Below are 21,467 nucleotides of genomic sequence, written 5' to 3'. Positions count from 1 at the left end.
CTTGAAGGGGCCGCACAGCGGCCCCTGAATCTAGAACCGATCCAGACGGTAGGCTACCACCTCAGGCCCACCAGCCTGCTCAGCCAACCGTCCCACCCATTCCGCCGTCACTGCCGCCTGGGTCAACCCCAGGTGTTGATGCCCAAACGCCAACAGCACTCGCCCATCGCAGACCCTGTCGATCACCGGCAGCGAGTCCGGCAACGAAGGCCTGAAACCCATCCACGGCGTTGCCCCTTCGACGCTCAAGTCATGCCGGAACAACCCCTTGCTCAACCGGTGCAACTGCCACGCCCGCTGCATGCTCGGCGGTGCCTGCAGCCCGGCAAACTCCACTGTGCCAGCCAGGCGCAAACCTTCGGCCATGGGCGTCATGATGAACTTGCGCTCAAGCGAGGTGACTGCAAACGGCAAGCGCTGGTGCTCCCCTGGCAACATCAGGTGGTAGCCGCGTTCTGTATCCAGCGGCACCCGCTTGCCGGTCAGCGCGGCGGTCAGTTTCGCAGAGTGGGCGCCACAGCTGACAAGCACCTGGCGGGCATTGAGCGTGCCCTGGGTGCTGACAAGGCTCACACCGGCACTGTGCAAATGCCCGCCATCGACCTGCGCCTGGACAAAGCGGACGCCGCTGGCCTTGGCCGCTTCGAACAATTCGCACACCACCCGATAAGGGTCGATGAAGTGCCCCGTGCGCGGGAAGAACAACCCGCCCAACAATGACGGGCTGAGTTGCGGCGCCGCTTCGCGCACAGTTTCGGCCGACCAGAAGGCCACCGGCACCGCCTGCTGTTGCATGCGTGTGCGCAACGCCTCCAGCGCCTGGCGTGACTCAGGCTTCTCGAACACCAGCAACGAACCATCCTCTTGAAACAACTCGCTGCGCCCGATCGAGCCCAACAGCCGTTGCCAGGCGCCCAGGCTGCCTTCGTTCAGCGTACGGATGCCAGCCACGCTGCGCTGGAACGGCGCCGGGCGCAGGTTGAGCAGCAGCCGGGTGAACCACGGCATGGCCTTGGGCAGGTATTTCCAGTCCAGGCGCAGTGGGCCCATCGGGTCGAACAGCATGCGAGGCAGGCGCTTGAGGATCGACAGGTCGGCAATCGGGAACACTTGCTCGGTTGCCAGGTGCCCGGCATTGCCGAAGGACGCGCCAAGGCCGGGCGCCTGGCGGTCGACCAGGGTTACCCGACGGCCCTGGCGGGCCAGTTGCAAGGCGCAGGCGACGCCGACGATGCCTGCGCCGATCACGGCAATATCGGTTTCAGCGGTTTCGAGCATGCTCAGCCTTCCCGTTTGCCGTCTAGCAGGCGCCGCAGCTGCAGCGGGTTGCCCTGTTTCAATGCCTGCGGCAGCAGCGCATCGGGGAAGTCCTGATAGCAAACCGGGCGCAGGAAACGCAGGATCGCCGCGGTGCCCACCGAGGTGGTGCGGGCATCCGAGGTGGCCGGGAACGGGCCGCCATGCACCATCGCATCGCAGACCTCGACACCGGTCGGCCAGCCATTGACCAGAATGCGCCCGGCCTTGCGTTCCAGGGTGGGTAGCAGGGCGCGGGCACGGTCGATGTCGGTTTCGTCCAGATGCAGGGTAGCGGTCAGTTGGCCTTCCAAGTGCTCGGCTACCTGTCGGATTTGTTCATCGCTGCTGCAAGCCACCACCAGCGAGGCTGCGCCGAACACCTCGCCTTGCAAGGCCGGGTCGCTGAGGAAGGCTTCGGCTTGGGTGATGAACAGTTGCGCCTGGCACTGGTTGGGGCCATTGCTGTCCTGGCCGCGTGCGACGGCCTGGGCGTTGGCGTTTTCGGCCAGCGTTGCGACACCGGCCTGATACGCACTGAAAATGCCTGGGGTGAGCATGGTTTGCGCGGCGGCCTGGCGCAGGTGGCTGCTGGCTGCACTGAGGAAACGCTGCAACGCCGGGCCTTGACGGGCGATGACCAGGCCGGGGTTGGTGCAGAACTGCCCGGCGCCCTGGGTCAGCGAGGCGACGAAGCCTTGTGCCAGCGCTTCGGCGCGGGCCTGCAGGGCTGCGTCGAACAGGAACACCGGGTTGATCGAGCTCATTTCGGCGTACACCGGGATCGGTTCCGGGCGTGCCTGGGCCGCCTGGCACAGCGCGATACCACCGCTGCGCGAGCCGGTAAACCCAACAGCCTTGATGCGCGGGTCGCTGACCAGCGCGATACCTGCTTCACGGCCAGAGCCGTACAGCAGCGAGAACACGCCGGCTGGCAAGCCGCACTGTTGCACCGCTTGCGCCACCGCTTGGCCGACCAGTTCACTGGTGCCGGGGTGGGCGCTGTGCGCCTTGACGACCACTGGGCAGCCGGCCGCCAGTGCCGAAGCCGTGTCACCGCCGGCCACCGAGAAGGCCAAGGGGAAATTGCTGGCGCCGAACACGGCTACCGGGCCCAGTGCGACCTGGCGCTGGCGCAGGTCGGCACGCGGCAACGGCTGGCGCTCGGGCAGGGCAGTGTCGACACGCACGTCCAGCCATTCGCCGGCTCGCACTACACGAGCGAAGGTGCGCAGCTGAGTGCAGGTGCGGCCACGTTCGCCCTGGATACGGGCCGCGGGCAGGCCGGTTTCGGCCACGGCGCGGTCGATCAGGGCATCACCGAGGGCTTCGATCTGCGCAGCGATGGTTTCAAGAAATTGAGCCCGTTGTTCGGGCGAGGTTTCGCGGTAGGCGTCGAACGCTGCCCAGGCCAGGGCGCAGGCCTGGGACACGTGTTCGCGTGTGCCGCCGAGGTAGGCCGGTTCCAGCGCCTGGCCGGTCGCCGGGTCGATTGCGCGGATGGCTTCGCGGCTGCCGGTTACCGGCGTCTGGCCGATCAGCAGGTTGCCTGTGAGGGGCATGTAGCCTCCTTGGGAACTATAAAGACAGGATCAAGGGTGCGCCGCGATGCCTGTGGGAGCGGGTTCATCGAGGCGTCGAACACGCTCCCACCGGGAGGCTGCGGCTCGGCGATGAATCAGGCGATGTTCTGCTCGGCCGACCAGCTGGCGTACCAGCTGCGGAACAGCGCGTACTGCTGCTCGGCATAATTGCGCTGGGCATCGGTCAGCACGTCCGTTTCGTTGAAGTGCAGGCTGTACTCGCGGTCGCCGTTCAGCACCATCAGGTGCTTGTAGTACAGCACCAGGTCGCAGCCTTCATCGAACGACGACAGCACCGCCAGCGCTGCTTCCAGCTCGCGCGCCAGGCGCCGGGCACGGGCATCGCCCTTGGCTGCCTGCTTGCTCAGGCTCACCAGTTGCAGCACTTCCCGTGGCAGGGCGTTGCCGATACCGGTGATGGCGCCCGTGGCGTTGCAGTTGACGAAGCCATGCACCACCTGGGTGTCGACGCCCACCATCAGGGTAACGTCATCGTCCTTGGAGGTGATGTGCTCGGCGGCATAGCGCAGGTCGGCGCCACCACCGAACTCCTTGAAGCCGATCAGGTTGGGGAACGCGCTACGCAGTTCGAAGAACAGGTCGGCGCGGGTGGCAAAGCCGTAGTAGGGGCTGTTGTAGATCACCGCCGGCAGCTTCGGCGCGGCAGCCAGGATGGCCGAGAAGTGATGCTTCTGGGCGATCAGCGACGCGCCGCGGCTGAGCACGCGAGGGATCACCATCAGGCCGGCGGCACCGACCTTGGCGGCGTGGGCGGCATGCGACACTGCCTCACGGGTGTTGACCGCGCCCGTGCCAACGATGGTCGGAATACCGGCGGCCACCAGGCGCGCCACGCCTTCCTGGCGCTCGGCCTCGGTCAGTAGTGGCCAGTCGCCCATCGAACCGCAGTACACCACGGCGCTCATGCCGGCCTCGATCAGTTCGTGACCCTTGCGCACCAAGGCGTCGAAGTCCGGCTTGCGCTCGGCGGTGCATGGGGTCATCAGGGCGGGCATGGTGCCGGTGAAAATGTTGTTGGTCATTGTTGTTACTCCTGGCGAAATTGGGTTTGGTCAACAGGCCGGGGGCTTAGATGCCCCAGGCGAACGGGTCCTGTTCGTCGATCAGCAGGGTGCTGTCGGCGGTCATGTGGGCGCGGCCGGTGATGAACGGTCGAATACGCTCGCCGTCGCGCTCGTAACGGCCGTGAAACTGGCTGCCGGTGATGCTGGCCTGCACCCAGGTCTGGCCTTCGGCAAGCGTGCCGTCGGCGGCCAGGCAGGCCAGCTTGGCGCTGGTGCCGGTGCCGCACGGTGAGCGGTCGTAGGCCTTGCCGGGGCACATCACGAAGTTGCGGCTGTCGGCGTTGGCGTCGTCGGCGAACAGCTCGACGTGGTCGATGGGCGCGCCGTTCTCGCCGGTGATGCCTTGGGCTTCGAGCGCCTTGAGCATGGCCCAGGTGTACTCGGTCAACGCCTCGCGGTTATCCAGCTCGATGCGCTGGCCGTGTTCGGCAACGAGGAAGAACCAGTTGCCGCCCCAGGCGATGTCGCCATGCACCACGCCATGGCCGGGCACGTCCACCGCAACCTGTTGGCGGTAGCGGTAGGAGGGCACGTTGCCGATGGTGATGGCGCCGTCGTCGTGCAGGGTGGCGCTGACCTGGCCGACCGGGGTGTCGATCTTGTGCACACCTGGTGCGATCAGGCCCAGGTGCTGCAACGAGGCGACCAGGCCGATGGTGCCGTGACCGCACATGTTCAGGTAGCCGGCGTTGTTGAAGAAGATCACGCCGCAGGTGGCGTCGGCCGACACTGGCGGGCAGTACAGTGCGCCAACCAGCACATCGTTGCCGCGTGGCTCCAGCAGGCAGGCACGGCGCCATGGGTCGTGCAGCTCGCGCAGTTCGTCGCGCTGTTCGGCCATGCTGCGGCCGTGCAGTTGCGGAAAGCCCTTCATCACCAGGCGGGTCGGTTCGCCGCCAGTGTGGGAGTCGATGACGTGAATCTGTTTCATGGGCTTGTCCCTTGCGTAAAAGATCAGGAAGCGACGGCAGCAGGGCGGCCGGTATAGGTTTCAGCGCAGGCTTCGCTTTCGTCCTCGCCTTCCAGGCGCACCAGGTGGGCAGGCACGCCAGTGGCCGCGCCCCAGTAGTAGATGCCCAGCGCGCAGGCAGCCACGGCCACGGTGTCGAGCGGGTGGCCGATTACCCCCAGGCCGCCGAAACTGCCCAGCCACGACAGCAGGATGGTCAGCGCATAGAACCCGATCAGCCACGCCGACGAGCGAACTTGCTGGGCCAGCGAAAGGTGCTGGGTGGGCACGAAACGGCTGCACAGCAGGTACAGCACGAACATCACGATCTGCAGGGCCAGCAGCCACGACACGGTGTTCCAGCCCGACCAGTACACGATCAGTGCAGCGATGATGAACGACAGCGGGCCGAGCACGGCCATGCCCTTGACCCGGAACGGGCGCGGCATGTGTGGTGCATTGCGGCGCAGGGCGGCGACGCTGACCGGCGCTACCGCGTAGCTCAGTACCAGCGCTGCGGACACCACGTTGATCAGCGCTTCCCACGATGGGAACGGCAGGGTCCAGAACACCGACAGGCCAAATGTCAGCCACAGGGCCGGGCGCGGGATGCCGGACTCTGCATCGATGCGGGTGAAGTACTTGAAGAAGGTGCCGGTCTGCGCCCAGCCATAGATCACGCGCGGGGTGGCGTTCATGTAGATGTTGCCGCAGCCGCTTGGCGAGATCACTGCGTCGGCCACCACCAGGTAGGCGAGCCAGCCCACACCCAGCGCCAGGGCGATGTCACGGTAGGGCAGGGCCAGTTCCTTGGTCACGCTGGCCCAGCCGTTGGCCAGCATTTCGGTCGGCACGCTGCCGAGGAAGGCCAGTTGCAGCAAGGCGTAGATCGCGGTGGACAGCAACACCGAAAGAATCAGCGCAATCGGGATGGTGCGCTGCGGGTTCTTGACCTCGCTGGCCACCGAAATGATCGGCGTCAGGCCCAGGTAGGCGAAGATGATGCCGCCAGCGGATACGGCCATTTCCACCCCGGACAGGCCGAACGGGGCAAAGCCCTGGACCTCGAAGTTTTCTGGCTTGAAGAAGGTGAACAGCACGCCGATCACCAGCAGCGGCACGATGAACTTGAACACGCTGACCAGGTTGTTGGCTTTGGCGAAGGTTTTCACGCTGCGGTAGTTGAGGAAGAAGAACAGCCCCAGCAGGGCGAACTGCACCAGCCAGCCGAGCAGGGTTGGGTCGCTGGTGCCGGCCTTGGTCAGCCCGGGGAACCAGGCAGCGGCGTATTGGCGCGAAGCGACCACTTCGATAGCGATCAGGCTGGAGAAAGCGATCAGGGTGATGAAGCCCATCAGATAGCCGAGCAGCGGGCCGTGCGAGTACACCGGGTAGCGCACCACGCCACCGGCACGTGGCAGGGCGGCGCCCAGTTCGCAGTAGACGATGCCCAGTAGCAGGACGGCGAAGCCGCCAAGGAACCAGGAGAGGATGCCAGCCGGGCCGGCGATGGCCGACACGTGGCTGGCGGCGAACAGCCAGCCCGAGCCGAAAATGGCCCCTAGGCCGATGAAGGTGAGGTCCAGCAGTGATAACTGTTTTTTGAATTTGCCTGACATGGGTTCGCCTTTTTGTTGGTTATTGGATAGGCAGGTCTGATGTCACGAGATGCGGCTTTTTGGGCCGCGCTCTTGTAGGACTTGGGCGGCTTGCGTGGGGCATAGAGTGAACCGGTCGGGGCGGCGGTTCTTGATGGTTTTCTGCAAGGGGCATGACGAAATCGGCACAGTTGCAGAAAAACAGTGGTAAGGCGCAAAGCGGGGGGATAGGCTCAAAGCCATACCGGATAAGGGTTTGAGAGATGCAGTGCTAGTGCCGGCCCTTTCACGGGTTCACCCGCGAAGAGGCCGGCACAGCCAGCAGAGAACCGACAGATGACCAACGCCCCCTTGGCAACCCTCTACCAGTCCCTTGACCAGCACCGCCCCGCCAGCCTCGAGGCCCTGCTCGCCGGTATATCGCTGCTGCTGCCGATTCTCGATGCCATCCCTAACGCCGCGATCTTCATCAAGGACCCGGCCGCCCGCTACGTGCTGGCCAACACCACCTTGGTCCAGCGCTGCGGCCTCAAGCGCCTGCAACCGCTGCTGGGCAAGACCAGTGCCGAAGTGTTCCCGGCACAGCTGGGCCCCGGCTACACCGAGCAGGACCGCCGGGTGCTCAAGGAAGGGATGGTGCTGGAGGACCAACTGGAACTGCACCTGTACGGCAGCCGTGAACCCGGCTGGTGCCTGACGCACAAGCGCCCGCTGTACAACCAGGCGGGCGAGATCATCGGCCTTGTCGGTATTTCGGTCGACCTGCAGTCAGCTGCCGACAGCCACCCCGCCTATCAACGCCTGGCCGCGGTGGACGAGCACATTCGCCAGCATTTCCATCAGCCGATCAGCATGGGCGAGCTAACCCGCATTGCCGGTATTTCCGTGGCCCAGCTGGAGCGCTATTGCAAGCGGGTGTTCCACCTCACGCCACGGCAGATGATCCACAAGGCACGGCTGGAGCACGCTCATCGCCTGCTGCATTCGGACCTGCCGATCACGGAAGTGGCCATGTGCTGCGGCTATACCGACCACAGCGCCTTCAGCCGCCAGTTCAAGCAGCTGACCGGCTTTACTCCGCGCCAGTACCGGCAGGCGACGGTGCTGTAGGTGTAGGTGCCGCAGGTGAAGCGGCTTTTGCTTGCCAGTAGTTATAGAGTTTTTGGGCGCGGTCCATCCGCGACAGCTTCAGTACAGTCAGCAGCAGGCCAAGGAACAGTATTGCGGCAAAACCTGACAGCAGTGCACGCTGGCCCTTCACACCTTTTTCAACTTGCGCTGCGTAGTCGGGGGCCATGAATAACGAGCAGATGGTGTCGAGTTTTTCTTCTTGCATGTAGCGTGTGAAGGGCGCCAGTCTTTCCGAAGACCGGCACTGGTCCAGCGTCAGCTTTTCATCCGGAAACCACATCTCGAACTTGATGTCCTGTTGCGATAGGTAGAAGGCAGGTGACTCCTGGTCATTTTTCAGCCGCACCATCATGTACTCCGACTGGTTTGCCAGGGGCAGCGGGGCAATCAGCGCGAAAAGTACGATGAACAGGATAAAGAACCCTTTGAAGCGACCTTGGGAGAACCGCGCTGTAGCAAACCTGGGCGCGTTGAAATCACTCCAGTCTATATAGGCGCGGTTGCGGCTCAGGTCGCCGGGTGCAAAGCCGTTGTCCACGATCCAGCGGTGGGCCAGGCTGGCCTCATGCAGGTTGTTGGCCGGGATGTTGAATTCATAGCGGAAGAATTCGATTTCCCGTAATTCCTTGCGCAGGGTATTTAATTGCGAGTGACTGTTGAATTCGGTGGTGCCACCAAAGCTGCGCCAGATAAGGTCGCGAAGAAAATAGAGCGAACCGGCTCGCTTGTAGATGAACCGCAACAGCAACCCGATGAGTATCAGCGTGCCGAACCCGCCCAAGGGGGCGAGCGCTTCTACGCTCCAGAAGGATGAGGTCAGGTGGGTGGAAGTCGGCATGTCAGCTCCTTTAACGATGTAAGCGGGCCTTGTATTTAGGCTTCAGGCCAGCGAGTCCGAGAAAGCGACAATAATAAAAGCGCTCAAGCTGACATGTCGTTAGTGAAACTTGCGAGTTTGTCGTATGAGATTTCTTTGGCGGACCGAGTGACATGACAATTAGACGTTGGCGAACAATCTCCGGGCTTCGGCAAAGCATTGCTCGGCAATCGCCGAACGCGGCTCGCTGCGGCGCAGCAGCAGACCGACCGGGCTGTGGATGGCAGCGTCGGCCACCGGCAGGATGCGCAGGTGCTCGCTGAGGTCTTCCAGGCCGCAGTCCAGCGGCATGATCGCGCAGCACAGGCCGGTATTGATGGCCTGGATCAGCTGGAAGGTCGAGTCGCTTTCCAGTACCGAATCTGGCTCAAGGCCACGGCTACGGAAGCTCAGGTCCAGCGACTGGCGGTAGTGCATGCCTTTGCTCAGCAGCCCGAGCGGAATATTGCCCAGCTCGTCCCAGCGCAGGGTGTCGCTGGCAAACTGGAAGTGCCGGGTGTCGTGCAGCAGGCCCATGGTGGTGGTGCCCAGCTCGATCACTTCGAAGAAGCTGGTGTTGACCTGGTCCAGGTAGCAGATGCCCAGGTCGAGCTGGTTGCGGCTGAGGCCGTCGATCACCTGCTCCGAGCTCAGCGAGCTGAGCTGAAAGTGCAGCTCGGGGTATTTTTCGCGCAGTGGCAGCAGCAGGTGCATGGGGTTGAAACTGGCCAGCGGCACTGTGCCCAGGCGCAGGCTGCCGACCACCTGGCCACGGCAACTGGCAGCCTCGGCCTGCAGGCCATCGTGGGCGGCGAGCAGGGTACGGGCCCAGGCCAGGATGCGCTCGCCGGCCTCGGTAAAGCCTTCGAAGCGCTGGCCTCGCTTGACCAGCACCAGGTCCAGTTCGTCTTCCAGGTTGCGCAGGCGCATGGACAGCGTCGGCTGGGTGATATGGCACAGCGCCGCCGCCTGGCCGAAGTGGCGGGTCTGGTCGAGGGCGATGAGGAATTTGAGCTGCTTGATGTCCATGGAAGTGCCTGGCGTCTGGTTATGCAGACCTTAACCCACGTCTGCGATAGATGTCATTGATCGCCCGGTACGCCATATCGATTGGACGCCTGCGGGCCATGCCTCTAGCGTGGCGCCAATGCCATCGAAGGAGCCTTACCGTGCGCGTCCAACCCGATGCGGTCTTCGTACCGCTGAACATCGCCGTGCTGACCGTCAGCGACACCCGCACCTACGACAATGACACCTCCGGCGAACTGCTGGCCAGCCGCTCGGTAGAGGTCGGCCACCGCCTGGCGGCGCGGGCGCTGCTCAGGGACGACCTGTACAAGATCCGCGCCCAGGTGGCTACCTGGATTGCCGATGAACAGGTGCAGGTGGTGCTGATCACTGGCGGCACTGGCTTTACCGGGCGTGACAGCACGCCAGAGGCGGTCGAGTGCTTGCTTGAGAAGCGTATCGATGGCTTCGGTGAGCTGTTCAGGGCGTTGTCGATTCTGGATATCGGCACCTCGACGGTGCAGAGCCGAGCCTTGGCCGGGTTGTCCAACCGCACGTTGGTGTGCTGCCTGCCGGGGTCTACCGGGGCTTGCCGCACGGCGTGGGAAGGGATTTTGGCGGAGCAACTGGATGCCCGACACCGGCCCTGCAACTTCGTCAAGCACCTGTTGCCGATCGAGGCCTGCGCAAGCCGGGGGTGATGGGTCAGAGGGATCTTGCAGTGGCTGTCTCAGCTCAAAACATACCCTACCGGCAACAAGGCCGGGGGTAGCTGTCGTTCCCCCAGCCCCGCCAGTACATCGCGCTCCACGGTGCGCACCATGGCATCGGTTGGCAAATCGTTCTCATCGCGCCCGAACGGGTCTTCCAGCTCGTTGCCGATCGCATCCAGGCCAAAGAATGTGTACCCGACGATGGTGGTGAACAGCGGCGCCAGCCAGCCCAGCGGTTCGGCCAGTGCAAAGGGCAACAACAAGCAGAAGATGTAGATGGTGCGGTGCAGCAACAGCGTATAGGGGAATGGCAGCGGCGTGCCCTTGATCCGCTCGCAAGTGGCCTGCACCTCGGTCAGCCCCACCAACCGTTGTTCCAGCAGGTTGTAACGCCATTCACTCATCTGTTGCTGCTCGGCCAGCCGCGAGCACTGTGCGCCAACCTCGCGCAATATACCGTCACATACATTGTGCGGGCTGACCGCTTCAGGCCGCAGCAGCCAAGGGCGGGCGGCTGCCAGGTCATCCTCGTTACGCAAGCGCGCATTCAGCGCATGGGCGAAACCGCACAGGCTGCGCAGCATCTGGTTACGCAGTTGCTCGTCGCCGATCACCACGCTCTCACGCACGAACGAACGGGTTTCGATAATCAGCTTGCCCCACGCCTTGCGCCCCTCCCACCAACGGTCATAACAGGCGTTGTTGCGAAAGCTCATGAAGATCGACAGCGACAGGCCTAGCAAGGTGAACGGCGTGGCGCTGACCGGGTAGAAGAATGCCGGAAAATGCCGCTCCACCAGCACGATCAGCGCCGCGAGCAGGGTGACCATCAGGCAGCGCAGGGCAATGCGCTTGACGATCGAGCCCTTGAGGGTGAACAGCACGCGCAGTACATCGGGGGTGGGGTGGACGATCATGGAAATCCAGAGACGGTCGCTCAGCCGCCGGTCATGTTCATGAAACGCAGGATCTGCACGTCGCCACCCACTTCGAAGTGGTGGCGGTAGGGCTTGAGGTGCAGCGAGTCGCGAATGGCCTTTTCCAGGCGTTCGGGGTTGCCGGGGTGGCCGCGCAGCACGTGCTTGAGGTCGACCGAATGTTCGTTGCCCAGGCACAGCAGCAGGCGGCCTTCGACGGTCAGGCGCACGCGATTGCAGGTGGCACAGAAGTTATGGCTGTGCGGTGAAATGAAGCCTACCCGGGTGTTGGCTGCTTCAGCCAGGCGCCAGTAGCGAGCCGGGCCTTGGGATGATTCGGTCGACTCGATCAGGGTGAACTGTTCGGCCAACAACGCACGTACTTCATCGCTGGAACAGAACGACTCGCCGCGTTCATGCTCGCTGATCACGCCCAGTGGCATTTCTTCGATGAAGGTGATGTCCAGCTCGCGATCGATGGCAAAGCGCACCAGGTTGACCAGCTCATGATCGTTGCGGCCTTTGAGCACCACGCAGTTGAGCTTGGTACGCTTGAACCCGGCCTGGCGGGCGGCATCGATGCCGGCGATGACCTGATGCAGGTCCCCGGTGCGGGTCAGTTGCTTGAAGCGCTCGGCGTCGAGGCTGTCGAGGCTGATGTTCAGGCGTGTCACACCCGCGTCGAACAAGGGTTGGGCCAGGCGGCCAAGTTGCGAGCCGTTGCTGGTCAGGCACAGCTCGCGCAGGCCGGGCAGGGCGGCGATGCGCCCACACAGGTCGACGATGCCCTGGCGTACCAGCGGCTCGCCGCCGGTCAGGCGGATCTTGCGGGTGCCGAGGGCGACGAAACGCTCGGCCACCTGGAACAGTTCTTCGAGGCTGAGGATTTGCTGGCGCGGCAGGAATTGCATGTCTTCGGCCATGCAGTACACACAACGGAAGTCGCAGCGGTCGGTGACCGACATCCGCAGGTAGTCGATTTTCCGGTTGAAGCCGTCGATCAGGGCCCGGCTGTTCTGTTCCACGTTCAAGCTCGAATCTCGAAGGGGTTGGGGCATGACTCCAAGCTATAACCTGGGGGCTGGGGCGTCAAATTGCTTTGTCCGACTGGTTGATCGACGGCCTCTATCACTTGGCTTGGCATTTTCAGCGCCGGTGAGATCGAGCGCCGCCCGCGCGGCGCATCGCGAGCTGCGCTCGCTCCTACATTTGTTTCGGGCCAATTATTCCTGGGGGAATTGCGCGCGTATGCCTTGGCGCATGGCGCGATATCGCGTCGTACAAACAAGGCGGTCGCGCGCGCCTCTCACAGGCGTTACTGGCCCGAAACAAATGTAGGAGCGAGCGCAGCTCGCGATGCGCCGCGCGGGCGGCGCGCGATCTCACTGGCGCTGAAGATGGCACGGCAAGCACCTGCAAGCCCATGATCGAAACCGCTTATCACCCCGTAAGATCTTTCGATTGGACGCCCCCACCCCACGCTCCATAGGCTGGAAAAAAGCATCGAAGCGTGAGGATTCATCGCATGAGCCAGGACGAACACATCAGGGACTACAAGGGCGCTGCCGCCGGTTGGGGGGCGCTGAAAAGCGTGACCAAGAGCTGGCTGGGCAGCGACAACGCCTTCAAGAACCTGCGGGCCATGCTCAAGACCAACCAGAACGGCGGCTTCGACTGCCCCGGCTGCGCCTGGGGCGAGTCGCCGGAAAGCGACATGGTCAAGTTCTGCGAAAACGGCGCCAAGGCGGTCAACTGGGAAGCCACCGGCCGCTCGGTCGACCCGGCTTTCTTCGCCAAATACAGCGTCAGCGCGCTGAAGGAGCAGACCGACTACTGGCTTGAGTACCAGGGCCGACTCACCCACCCGATGCGCTACGACGCCGCCACCGACCACTATGTCGAAACCACCTGGCAGGAGGCCTTCGCGCTGGTCGCCAGGCACCTGCATGCGCTGCAGTCGCCGGATGAAGCCGAATTCTACACCTCGGGGCGGGCCAGCAACGAAGCGGCGTTCCTCTACCAGCTGTTCGTGCGTGCCTACGGCACCAACAACTTCCCCGACTGCTCGAACATGTGCCACGAGGCCAGTGGCACAGGCATGTCGGAAACCCTCGGCGTGGGCAAGGGCACTGTGGTGTTCCACGACCTGGAGCTGGCCGACGCCATTTTTGTCATCGGCCAGAACCCCGGCACCAACCACCCGCGCATGCTCGAACCACTGCGCGAGGCGGTCAAACGCGGTGCCCAGGTGGTGTGCTTCAACCCGCTCAAAGAGCGGGGCCTGGAGCGCTTCCAGCACCCGCAGCACCCGTTCGAAATGCTCAGCAATGGCTCCGAGCCCACGTCCAGCGCCTACTTTCGCCCAGCCCTGGGTGGCGACATGGCGGCCATGCGCGGCATTGCCAAATACCTCTTGCAGTGGGAGCGCGAAGCCCAGGCCAAGGGCGAGCCGGCGGTATTCGACCATGCCTTCATCGCCGCGCACACCAGTGGCGTCGATGACTATCTGACAGCGGTGGATGCCACCTCCTGGGAGCACATCGTCAAGCAGTCGGGCCTGACCCTGGCCGAGATCGAACTGGCCGCCCGCATGTACCGCAAGGCCGAGCGGGTCATCATGTGCTGGGCCATGGGCGTCACCCAGCACCGCCATTCGGTGCCGACCGTGCAGGAAATCGTCAACCTGCAACTGTTGCGCGGCAACGTCGGCAAGCCCGGTGCCGGCCTTTCGCCGGTGCGCGGTCACAGCAACGTGCAAGGCGACCGCACCATGGGCATCGACGAGAAGCCCAAGGCGGCGCTGCTCGATGCCATCGAAAAACGCTTCCAGTTCCGTGTGCCGCGGGGCCACGGGCACAACGCGGTGCTGGCGATCAAGGCCATGGAGGAAGGGCGGGCCAAGGTGTTCGTCGCCCTGGGGGGCAACTTTGCCCAGGCCACCCCAGACACTCCGCGCACCCACGCGGCGCTGCAGAACTGCGCACTGACCGTGCAGATTTCCACCAAGCTCAACCGCTCGCACCTGGTTACCGGGCGCGATGCGCTGATCCTGCCGTGCCTGGGCCGTACCGAAATCGACTTGCAGGCCGAGGGGCCTCAAGGCGTGACCGTGGAGGACACCTTCAGCATGGTGCACATCTCCAATGGGCAGCTGCGCCCGCGTTCGCCGCACATGCGCTCGGAACCGTGGATCATTGCCGGTATGGCAAAGGCCACGCTGGGCAACCAGCCGATCGACTGGGAGTACGCGGTGGCCGATTACAACCGCATCCGCGACATGATCGCTGACGTGATTCCGGGCTTTACCGGTATCAATGAACGCTTGAATAGCCCAGGCGGATTCCACCTTGGCAACAATGCCGCCGATCGCAACTTCCGCACGGCCACGGGCAAAGCCCGCTTCATGCCCCACGCGCTGCCCGAGGAACTGGTCAACGCCAAGGTACTGGCCCGTGGCGACAAGCCCGACCTGATTTTGCAGACCCTGCGTTCGCACGACCAGTACAACACCACCCTGTATGGCCTGGACGACCGTTACCGTGGGGTGTTCGGCCTGCGAGAAGTGGTGTTCGTCAACGCAGCCGATATCCGCCGCCTAGGCTTCGAACCGGGTGAGCAGGTGGACCTTGTGTCGCTGTGGGAGGATGGCGTGGAGCGGCGGGTGTCGGGGTTCCGCCTGGTGGCGTATGACGTGCCTGAGGGGCAGGCGGCGGCGTATTACCCGGAAACCAACCCGTTGGTACCGCTGGAAAGTTATGGCGAGGGGACCTATACCCCGACCTCGAAATTCGTGGCGATCAAGGTCGAAAAGGCCAAGGCGGGGAACCGCATTGCGGCGGTGTTGGCCGCAGATTGACGGGTTGGCTATACCGGCTTCTTCGCGGGTTCACCCGCGAAGAAGCCAGCACCGATCAGGCGCGATGCACCGGGTAAGCCGTGGTGTACTTCATCTGTTCCATGGCAAAACTGGAGGTAATGTTCGACAAGCCGTCGGTACGGGTGATCAGCTTCTTGTAGAACCGGTCATATGCCGCAATGTCCCCCACCACCACCCGTAGCATGTAGTCCCAGTCCCCGGACATGCGGTAGAACTCCATCACTTCCTCGAACCCGGTCACGGTCGCGGCAAACTGCTCCAGCCAGGCGCTGTCATGGCGCTGGGTCTTGAGCTGGACGAACACCGTCAGCCCCAGCCCCAGCCGTTCGGGGTCGAGCAGGGCGACGCGGCCGATGATGAAGCCGTCTTCTTCCAGGCGCTTGACCCGCTTCCAGCACGGCGTGGTCGACAGGTTGACGGCCTCGGCCAGGTCCTTGAGCGAGATCGAGGCATCGCGCTGAAGCAGGGTAAGAATGTGCTGGTCGAAACTGTCCATATCGCGTGCGGGCCATGCAGGAAAATATTTCACAGATTACCCCAAGGCCAGAAGATTTGGGTTGTGCGATAGTGGCAGCTTTCACTCTGCCAGATGGGCCTGACCATGTCCGACAAGCCGCGCAATTTCGCCACCCGTACCATTCACGCTGGCGAGCAGTTCAGCGTTGCCGACAACGCCATTTTCCCGGCCATCGTCACTGCCAGCTCGTTCACCAAACGCAGCCTGGACGACAAGCCGGAGTACTCGTACAGCCGCGTTGGCAACCCTACGCGGCATGCCTATGAAACCTGTGTCGCCGCCCTGGAAGAAGGCGTGGGCGCGGTCGCCTGCGCCTCGGGGGTGAACGCTACCGCTACGGTGCTGGAGCTGCTGCCCAAGGATGCCCATGTGGTCGTGATGAACGGCGTATACGGTGGCACCTTCCGCATCATGGAGGACTACCGCAGCCGCACCTCTGGCCTGACCACCACGTATGTCGACCTTAACGACCTCGAGGCCGTGGCCGCTGCGATCAAGCCGGAAACCCAGCTGATCTGGATCGAATCGCCAACCAACCCGTTGCTGCACCTGGTCGACATCAAGGCGGTCTGCGACCTGGCCAAGGCCAAGGGCATCCTCACCTGCATCGACAACACCTTCTGCTCGCCGTGGAACCAGCGCCCGATCACCTTGGGCGTTGACCTGGTGATGCACTCGGCCAGCAAGTACATTGGCGGCCACTCCGACCTCACCGGCGGTGTGGTGGTGGCGGCCAATGATGCGTTGCTGGCGCGCCTGCGCCGTATCAGCATGGCGATAGGGGCGGTGCAGGGGCCGTTCGACTGCTACCTGGCCCTGCGCGGCCTGAAAACCCTGGATGTGCGCATGGAGCGCCAGTGCGCCAATGCCCTGCAAGTGGCACGCTTCCTGGAAAGCCACGCGCAGGTCGAACAGGTGTATTACCCAGGGCTGGAGAGCCACCCGCAGCATGAGCTGTGCAAGCGCCAGATGCGCAGTGGCGGGGCGGTGGTGGCGATGAAAGTGAAAGGCGACCGCGCCGCGCTCAACCGCCTGGTGGAGGCCCTGCAAATCTTTGTGCTGGCCGACTCGCTGGGTGGCGTGGAAAGCATGATCAACCATTCCTGGAGCATGTCGCACTGCTCGCTGAGCCCGGAGCAGAAAGGTGTGATGGGCATCAGCGAGAACCTGCTGCGTTTGTCGGTAGGGATCGAGGATTACCGCGACCTGGTCGAGGACCTGGATGGGGCGCTGAAAGCGCTGGTCGCGGTATAAGGGCTGCAGGCCTCCGCGCAGCTCGCCCGCGAGGAGGCCTGCAGGTTCAGTGAATTGTTGTCAGGATTTGGGCGGATGAATCATCCGTTCGATCTTGTCCTTGATCAGCAACCTTTCCTTGCGCAGCCGGGTGACGGCCTCGTCGTTGGTACCGTTGCCTTCGGCGGCGACCACCTCCTTGTCCTTGGCGTTGTATTCCTTGTGCAGCTTGTGCAGGTCCTGATCCTTGTCTATGAGCGCCTGGAATGCATCAGCGGTAACGTGCAGGTCAGCGAGCAGATCATGCGGAACTGGCATTTCTTCACCTCTGTCAGGGTTGTCGGTAAGGTCCTGACCTCTGAGGATAGCCGCCTTTGCGCAGGCTTGTGACGGCTGTCAGGCTGAATGGCAGCTGAACAAGTGGTGATCCTTTGTCCAAACACCCGCCTTCACGAAATTGTTACCGTCTTTTTCACAAAAAATTGATGACGCGCTTTCTAGAGTTCGCCCAACTTTCCCACGGTGCCATTTGGCCTGGGGGTTGATAATCACTCTTGAATGCGAACGCTGATGCTCAACTTCAAATCCGTGCGGACTGAATGGGTCACGCTGCTGGCCAGCCTTTATCTACTGATCGGCTTCAACATGTTTCTCTGGGAGCATCTGCAAGAGGTCGTGCCACCCGGGCTATCGGGGTTGTGGCTGAGCCTGGCGTTCGCCGTGCTGATGCTGTTCGCCTTCAATCTGATCCTCACTTTGTTTGCTTTCCGTTATGTGTTCAAGCCGTTAGTTATCATGTTGTTCATGAGTGGCGCAGGCGTGGCGTACTTCATGAACCAGTACGGCGTACTTATTGATGCCGGCATGTTCCGCAACATCGCTGAGACCAATGTTGCCGAAGTAACGGATCTTATGTCGTTCAAGTTTGCCGCTTATATCCTGCTGCTGGGTGTACTGCCTTCGGTGCTGCTATGGAAGGCGCCGATCGCCTACCGCCGCTGGCACCGCGAGCTGCTTGGCAAACTGGTGGTCAGTGGTGCCTGCGTGGTGGCCCTTGGCTCGGTGGCGCTGGTCAATTATCAAGGGCTGTCGTCACTGTTTCGCAATCACCACGAATTGCGCCTGATGCTGACCCCAAGCAATATCGTCGGGGCCTCCATTGGTTATGTCAGTGAGCGTGTCGGTACTGCCTCGCGCCCGTTCCAGCATTATGGCGAAGATGCCAAGCGGGATGCCGCCTGGCAAAAACATGAGCGCAAGTCGCTGACCGTGCTGGTGGTCGGGGAAAGTGCCCGGGCAGACCATTTCGGCGTGCTGGGCTATGAGCGCGATACCACGCCGAACCTGGCCAAGGAACAGGGCCTGCTGGCGTTTTCCGATGTGCACTCGTGCGGTACGGAAACCGCGGTCTCGGTGCCGTGCATGTTCTCGGGCATGAAGCGCAGGGATTACGATGCCCGCGTGGCGAAGAATCGCGAAGGCTTGCTGGACATTCTCCAGCGTGCCGGCCTGGCCGTGCAGTGGCGTGACAATCAGTCGGGTTGCAAAGGCACCTGCGACCGCGTCCAGTTCATCGATGTCAGCAACCTCAAGGTCCCCCAGTTGTGCGCCGATGGCGAATGCCATGACCAGATCCTGCTGCAAGGCCTTGACGCGCTGATCGACAACCTCGACAAGGACACCGTGCTGGTGCTGCACCAGATGGGCAGCCACGGCCCGGAATACTTCAAGCGCTACCCCAGTGGCAGCGAACGCTTCGCGCCGGTTTGCCATAGCAACGCGCTTAACCAGTGCAGCCAGCAGGAGATCATCAACGGCTATGACAACACCCTGGCCTATACCGACAACGTGCTGGCCTCGCTGATCGACACCCTGCGCAGCAAGCAGGACAAGGTCGACACGGCCATGATCTACCTGTCCGACCATGGCGAGTCACTGGGCGAGTACAACCTGTTCCTGCACGGCACACCGTACGCCATCGCTCCCGAGCAACAGAAGCATGTACCCCTGCTGACCTGGTTCTCCGACAGTTACAAGGCAGACTTCGGCATCGATACCGACTGCCTGGCCAAGCTCAGCGACACCCCGCTGTCGCAGGACAACCTGTTCCACTCCATGCTCGGCCTGTTGCAGGTGCACACCCAGGTCTACCAGCAATCGCTGGACATGTTTGCCAGTTGCCGGCCCTGGCTGACGGCCAAGCGCTGAAGCCAGGCGCGTGCAAAACAGCACCACTGATCGATATCAAGGATGGCCCGGGTTTCACCAGCAGTGCCCGCGCCGTATATACTGCGCGCCAATGTTAGTGGGAGAGCCTTGTGGCCATCGAAATTCACTGGATCCGTGACGACCAGAGCCTGGCCGAACACTGCCGCGACTGGCACCAACTGCCCTTTGTCGCCGTCGATACCGAATTCATGCGGGTCGACACCTTTTACCCGAAAGCCGGGCTGATCCAGGTGGGTGACGGCCAGCGGGCCTTTCTGATCGACCCGCTGTTGATCGGCAACTGGCAACCCTTGGCCGATCTGCTCGACGACAGCGGCGTGGTCAAGGTGTTGCACGCCTGCAGCGAAGACCTTGAAGTGCTGCTGCGCCTGACCGGCAAATTGCCACAGCCGCTGTTCGACACCCAACTGGCCGCTGGTTACCTCAACCTGGGCTTCTCCATGGGCTACTCGCGCCTGGTGCAGGAAGTGCTGGGCATCGAGCTGCCCAAGGGCGAAACCCGCTCCGACTGGTTGCAGCGCCCGCTGTCGGACACCCAGGTCAGCTACGCTGCCGAAGATGCCGTGCACCTAGCCGAGCTGTTCACTGTGCTGCGCCCGCGCCTGAGTGACGACAAATACGCCTGGGTACTGGAGGACGGCGCTGAACTGGTAGCCGCCTTGCGCCGCGAAGTCGAGCCCGAAACCCTGTACCGGGACGTCAAGCTGGCCTGGAAGCTGGCCCCCCAGCAACTGGCAGTGCTGCGTGAGCTGTGCGCCTGGCGCGAGCGCGAAGCGCGCAACCGCGATGTGCCGCGCAACCGCATCCTCAAGGAGCACTCGCTGTGGCCCATGGCCAAGAGCCAGCCTAACAATTTGTCGGCACTGGCCAAAATCGACGAGATGCACCCGCGCACCATTCGTCAGGACGGTGAGTTCCTTGTCCAGCTGATCAAGCGCGCCGCTAGCCTGCCTGCCGAGCAGTGGCCAGCGCCGTTGCCCGAGCCGCTGCCGATCGAGGCCGCCGGTATCCTCAAGCAGCTGCGTGCCATCGGCCAGGCCGAAGGCGAGCGCCTGGGGATTGCCCCCGAGCTGATGCTGCGCAAGAAAGCCCTGGAGGCGCTGCTCAAGAGCGGCTACCCCAATGGCCCATATCAACTGCCCGATGCGTTGCGCGGCTGGCGCCGTGAGCGCATGGGCCAGGCCCTGCTCGACAGCCTTGCAGGCGCCGGAGAAACCCCATGAAACGCATTTGCTCGATTTACAAGAGCCCCCGCAAGAACGAAATGTACCTGTACGTGCTCAAGGCCGATGGCCTGCAACGCGTGCCCGAAGGCCTGCTGCCGTTCTTCGGCACCCCCGTGCACGCGTTCGACCTGGTGCTCAGCCCCGAGCGCAAGTTGGCCCGTGAGGACATCACCAAGGTCCTGGAGAACCTCGACAACCAGGGCTACCACCTGCAAATGCCACCACCGGATGACGACTACATCGAGCACCTGCCCGAAGAGTTGCTGCGCCGTAACGACCCGGCCTGATCATGCGCGTCCTGATTGCCGAGCATGATCATGCCCGCTACGCCGAGCTGTTGCGTACTGCTGCACCGGAAGTGGAAATCCTGACCAGTGGCGACTCCGCTGAACTGGCCCGCCAGGCACCACAGTGCCCGGTGTGGCTGGGGCAGCCGGACCTGCTGGCGAGTTTGCTGCGCCAGGGCCATAAACCGCAGTGGATGCAGTCGACCTGGGCCGGCATCACACCATTGCTGGCCGACGGCCTGCCACGTGACTACCGCCTGACCCGTGCAGTGGGCATCTTCGGCCAGGTGATGGCCGAATACATGCTGACGTATATGCTGGGCCATGAGCGCGAGGTCCTGTCGCGCCTGGTCAGCCAGGTCGAGCGGCGCTGGGATGACCGGCCGGGGCGCAGCCTGGAAGGGCGCAAGGTGCTGATCGTTGGCACTGGCGACATCGGCCAGCGCGTGGCCGAGTGCTTGCAGCCGTTTGGCGTGGAGCTGTACGGCGTTGCCAGCAGTGCCCGTGAGCAGGCACCGTTCATCGAGGTGGCGGCACTGGCCGACCTGCCGCGCATGGTCGGCCAGGTCGACTACGTGCTCAACCTGCTGCCGGATACCCCGGCCACCCACGACCTGTACGACGCGGCACTGTTCAAGTGCTTCCAGCCCACGGCGCTGTTCATCAATGCCGGGCGCGGGGTGGCGGTGGTCGATGCTGACTTGGTCGAGGCATTGAAAGAAGGCCACCTGGCCGGTGCGGTGATCGATGTGTGCCGCCAGGAGCCGCTGCCCAAGCAACACCCGTTCTGGACCGCCTGGGGCTTGCTGCTGACCGGGCACAGCTCGGCGCCCACGTCGCCAGCGGCGATGGTGCGTTTGTTTGTGGAGAATGTGCGAGCGTATGCGGCGGGGCAGGGGTTGCGTGGCGAAGTCGATTTCGCCCGGGGCTACTGATTGATGTGCCGGTACCGGCCTTTTCGC

At 63.2% G+C, this 21,467-nt stretch carries 19 protein-coding genes; 8 read left to right on the top strand and 11 right to left on the bottom strand.

Features of this window, described 5'->3' with window-relative positions; all coding sequences use genetic code 11:
- Positions 1-30: 30 nt before the first annotated feature.
- From DMX11_RS06700 to DMX11_RS06680, 5 genes are all read right to left on the bottom strand, one after another.
- Positions 31-1,278: an FAD-dependent oxidoreductase gene (locus tag DMX11_RS06700; protein ID WP_110743779.1), complete on the bottom strand. Its 1,248-nt coding sequence runs from the start codon at positions 1,276-1,278 to the stop codon at positions 31-33.
- A 2-nt stretch (positions 1,279-1,280) separates the two neighbouring features.
- Positions 1,281-2,858 (bottom strand): aldehyde dehydrogenase (NADP(+)), encoded by a 1,578-nt coding sequence (locus DMX11_RS06695; RefSeq protein ID WP_110743778.1) that lies wholly within the window; start codon positions 2,856-2,858, stop codon positions 1,281-1,283.
- Positions 2,859-2,974: 116 nt separating this feature from the next.
- On the bottom strand, positions 2,975-3,922 hold the full coding sequence (locus tag DMX11_RS06690; protein ID WP_110743777.1) for a dihydrodipicolinate synthase family protein: 948 nt from the start codon (positions 3,920-3,922) through the stop codon (positions 2,975-2,977).
- Between the two features lie 46 nt (positions 3,923-3,968).
- Entirely contained in the window at positions 3,969-4,895 is a 927-nt protein-coding gene (locus DMX11_RS06685) for a 4-hydroxyproline epimerase (protein WP_110743776.1), read from the bottom strand.
- A 23-nt stretch (positions 4,896-4,918) separates the two neighbouring features.
- Positions 4,919-6,532 (bottom strand): APC family permease, encoded by a 1,614-nt coding sequence (locus DMX11_RS06680; protein WP_110743775.1) that lies wholly within the window; start codon positions 6,530-6,532, stop codon positions 4,919-4,921.
- A gap of 315 nt (positions 6,533-6,847) precedes the next feature.
- Between DMX11_RS06680 and DMX11_RS06675 the strand changes: the two genes are divergently transcribed.
- Positions 6,848-7,621: an AraC family transcriptional regulator gene (locus DMX11_RS06675; protein WP_110743774.1), complete on the top strand. Its 774-nt coding sequence runs from the start codon at positions 6,848-6,850 to the stop codon at positions 7,619-7,621.
- Here DMX11_RS06675 and DMX11_RS06670 read toward each other — a convergent pair.
- Both DMX11_RS06670 and DMX11_RS06665 read right to left on the bottom strand, forming a co-directional pair.
- Positions 7,584-8,480, bottom strand: a complete 897-nt coding sequence (locus DMX11_RS06670; protein WP_110743773.1) for a DUF6216 family protein — start codon at positions 8,478-8,480, stop codon at positions 7,584-7,586. The genes DMX11_RS06675 and DMX11_RS06670 overlap by 38 nt on opposite strands.
- A 159-nt stretch (positions 8,481-8,639) precedes the next feature.
- Positions 8,640-9,527 (bottom strand): LysR family transcriptional regulator, encoded by an 888-nt coding sequence (locus tag DMX11_RS06665; RefSeq protein WP_110743772.1) that lies wholly within the window; start codon positions 9,525-9,527, stop codon positions 8,640-8,642.
- A 140-nt stretch (positions 9,528-9,667) separates the two neighbouring features.
- On the opposite strand from DMX11_RS06665, the gene moaB reads away from it, so the two are divergent.
- On the top strand, positions 9,668-10,207 hold the full coding sequence (gene moaB / locus DMX11_RS06660) for a molybdenum cofactor biosynthesis protein B (RefSeq protein ID WP_110743771.1): 540 nt from the start codon (positions 9,668-9,670) through the stop codon (positions 10,205-10,207).
- 29 nt (positions 10,208-10,236) lie between these two features.
- On the opposite strand, the gene DMX11_RS06655 is transcribed toward moaB, so the two are convergent.
- Both DMX11_RS06655 and moaA read right to left on the bottom strand, forming a co-directional pair.
- Positions 10,237-11,136, bottom strand: coding sequence for a bestrophin family protein (locus DMX11_RS06655; RefSeq protein WP_110743770.1), 900 nt, complete (start codon positions 11,134-11,136; stop codon positions 10,237-10,239).
- A 20-nt stretch (positions 11,137-11,156) separates the two neighbouring features.
- A complete protein-coding gene (gene moaA, locus DMX11_RS06650; protein WP_110743840.1) occupies positions 11,157-12,161 on the bottom strand; it encodes a GTP 3',8-cyclase MoaA in 1,005 nt (334 codons plus the stop codon).
- A gap of 500 nt (positions 12,162-12,661) precedes the next feature.
- Between moaA and DMX11_RS06645 the strand changes: the two genes are divergently transcribed.
- Complete coding sequence (locus DMX11_RS06645; RefSeq protein WP_110743769.1) at positions 12,662-14,992, top strand: FdhF/YdeP family oxidoreductase; 2,331 nt, start codon at positions 12,662-12,664, stop codon at positions 14,990-14,992.
- Positions 14,993-15,047: 55 nt separating this feature from the next.
- Here the strand turns inward: DMX11_RS06645 and DMX11_RS06640 are convergent, their stop codons facing one another.
- On the bottom strand, positions 15,048-15,509 hold the full coding sequence (locus DMX11_RS06640) for an Lrp/AsnC family transcriptional regulator (RefSeq protein WP_110743768.1): 462 nt from the start codon (positions 15,507-15,509) through the stop codon (positions 15,048-15,050).
- Between the two features lie 93 nt (positions 15,510-15,602).
- Between DMX11_RS06640 and DMX11_RS06635 the strand changes: the two genes are divergently transcribed.
- Positions 15,603-16,784, top strand: a complete 1,182-nt coding sequence (locus tag DMX11_RS06635) for a PLP-dependent aspartate aminotransferase family protein (RefSeq protein ID WP_110743767.1) — start codon at positions 15,603-15,605, stop codon at positions 16,782-16,784.
- Positions 16,785-16,844: 60 nt separating this feature from the next.
- Here the strand turns inward: DMX11_RS06635 and DMX11_RS06630 are convergent, their stop codons facing one another.
- Entirely contained in the window at positions 16,845-17,081 is a 237-nt protein-coding gene (locus DMX11_RS06630; RefSeq protein ID WP_110743766.1) for a YdcH family protein, read from the bottom strand.
- A gap of 252 nt (positions 17,082-17,333) precedes the next feature.
- Between DMX11_RS06630 and DMX11_RS06625 the strand changes: the two genes are divergently transcribed.
- The 4 genes from DMX11_RS06625 (at position 17,334) to DMX11_RS06610 (ending at position 21,440) form a co-directional block, all read left to right on the top strand.
- Entirely contained in the window at positions 17,334-18,971 is a 1,638-nt protein-coding gene (locus DMX11_RS06625) for a phosphoethanolamine transferase (protein WP_110743765.1), read from the top strand.
- A gap of 110 nt (positions 18,972-19,081) precedes the next feature.
- The gene (gene rnd / locus DMX11_RS06620; protein WP_110743764.1) at positions 19,082-20,215 is read left to right on the top strand and encodes a ribonuclease D; all 1,134 of its coding nucleotides are present in this window, start codon (positions 19,082-19,084) and stop codon (positions 20,213-20,215) included.
- Positions 20,212-20,505 carry a YcgL domain-containing protein gene (locus tag DMX11_RS06615; RefSeq protein ID WP_110743763.1) on the top strand — a complete coding sequence of 98 codons (294 nt, stop codon included), beginning with the start codon at positions 20,212-20,214 and terminating at the stop codon, positions 20,503-20,505. The genes rnd and DMX11_RS06615 overlap by 4 nt, the downstream gene beginning before the upstream one ends.
- Before the next feature lie 2 nt (positions 20,506-20,507).
- Positions 20,508-21,440 carry a D-2-hydroxyacid dehydrogenase gene (locus DMX11_RS06610; protein WP_110743762.1) on the top strand — a complete coding sequence of 311 codons (933 nt, stop codon included), beginning with the start codon at positions 20,508-20,510 and terminating at the stop codon, positions 21,438-21,440.
- Positions 21,441-21,467 lie beyond the last annotated feature (27 nt).

It is taken from the genome of Pseudomonas sp. LB-090624 (genome assembly GCF_003205205.1).
In the GTDB taxonomy this organism is placed as follows: domain Bacteria; phylum Pseudomonadota; class Gammaproteobacteria; order Pseudomonadales; family Pseudomonadaceae; genus Aquipseudomonas.
This window is presented reverse-complemented; position numbering and strand designations above follow the sequence as displayed.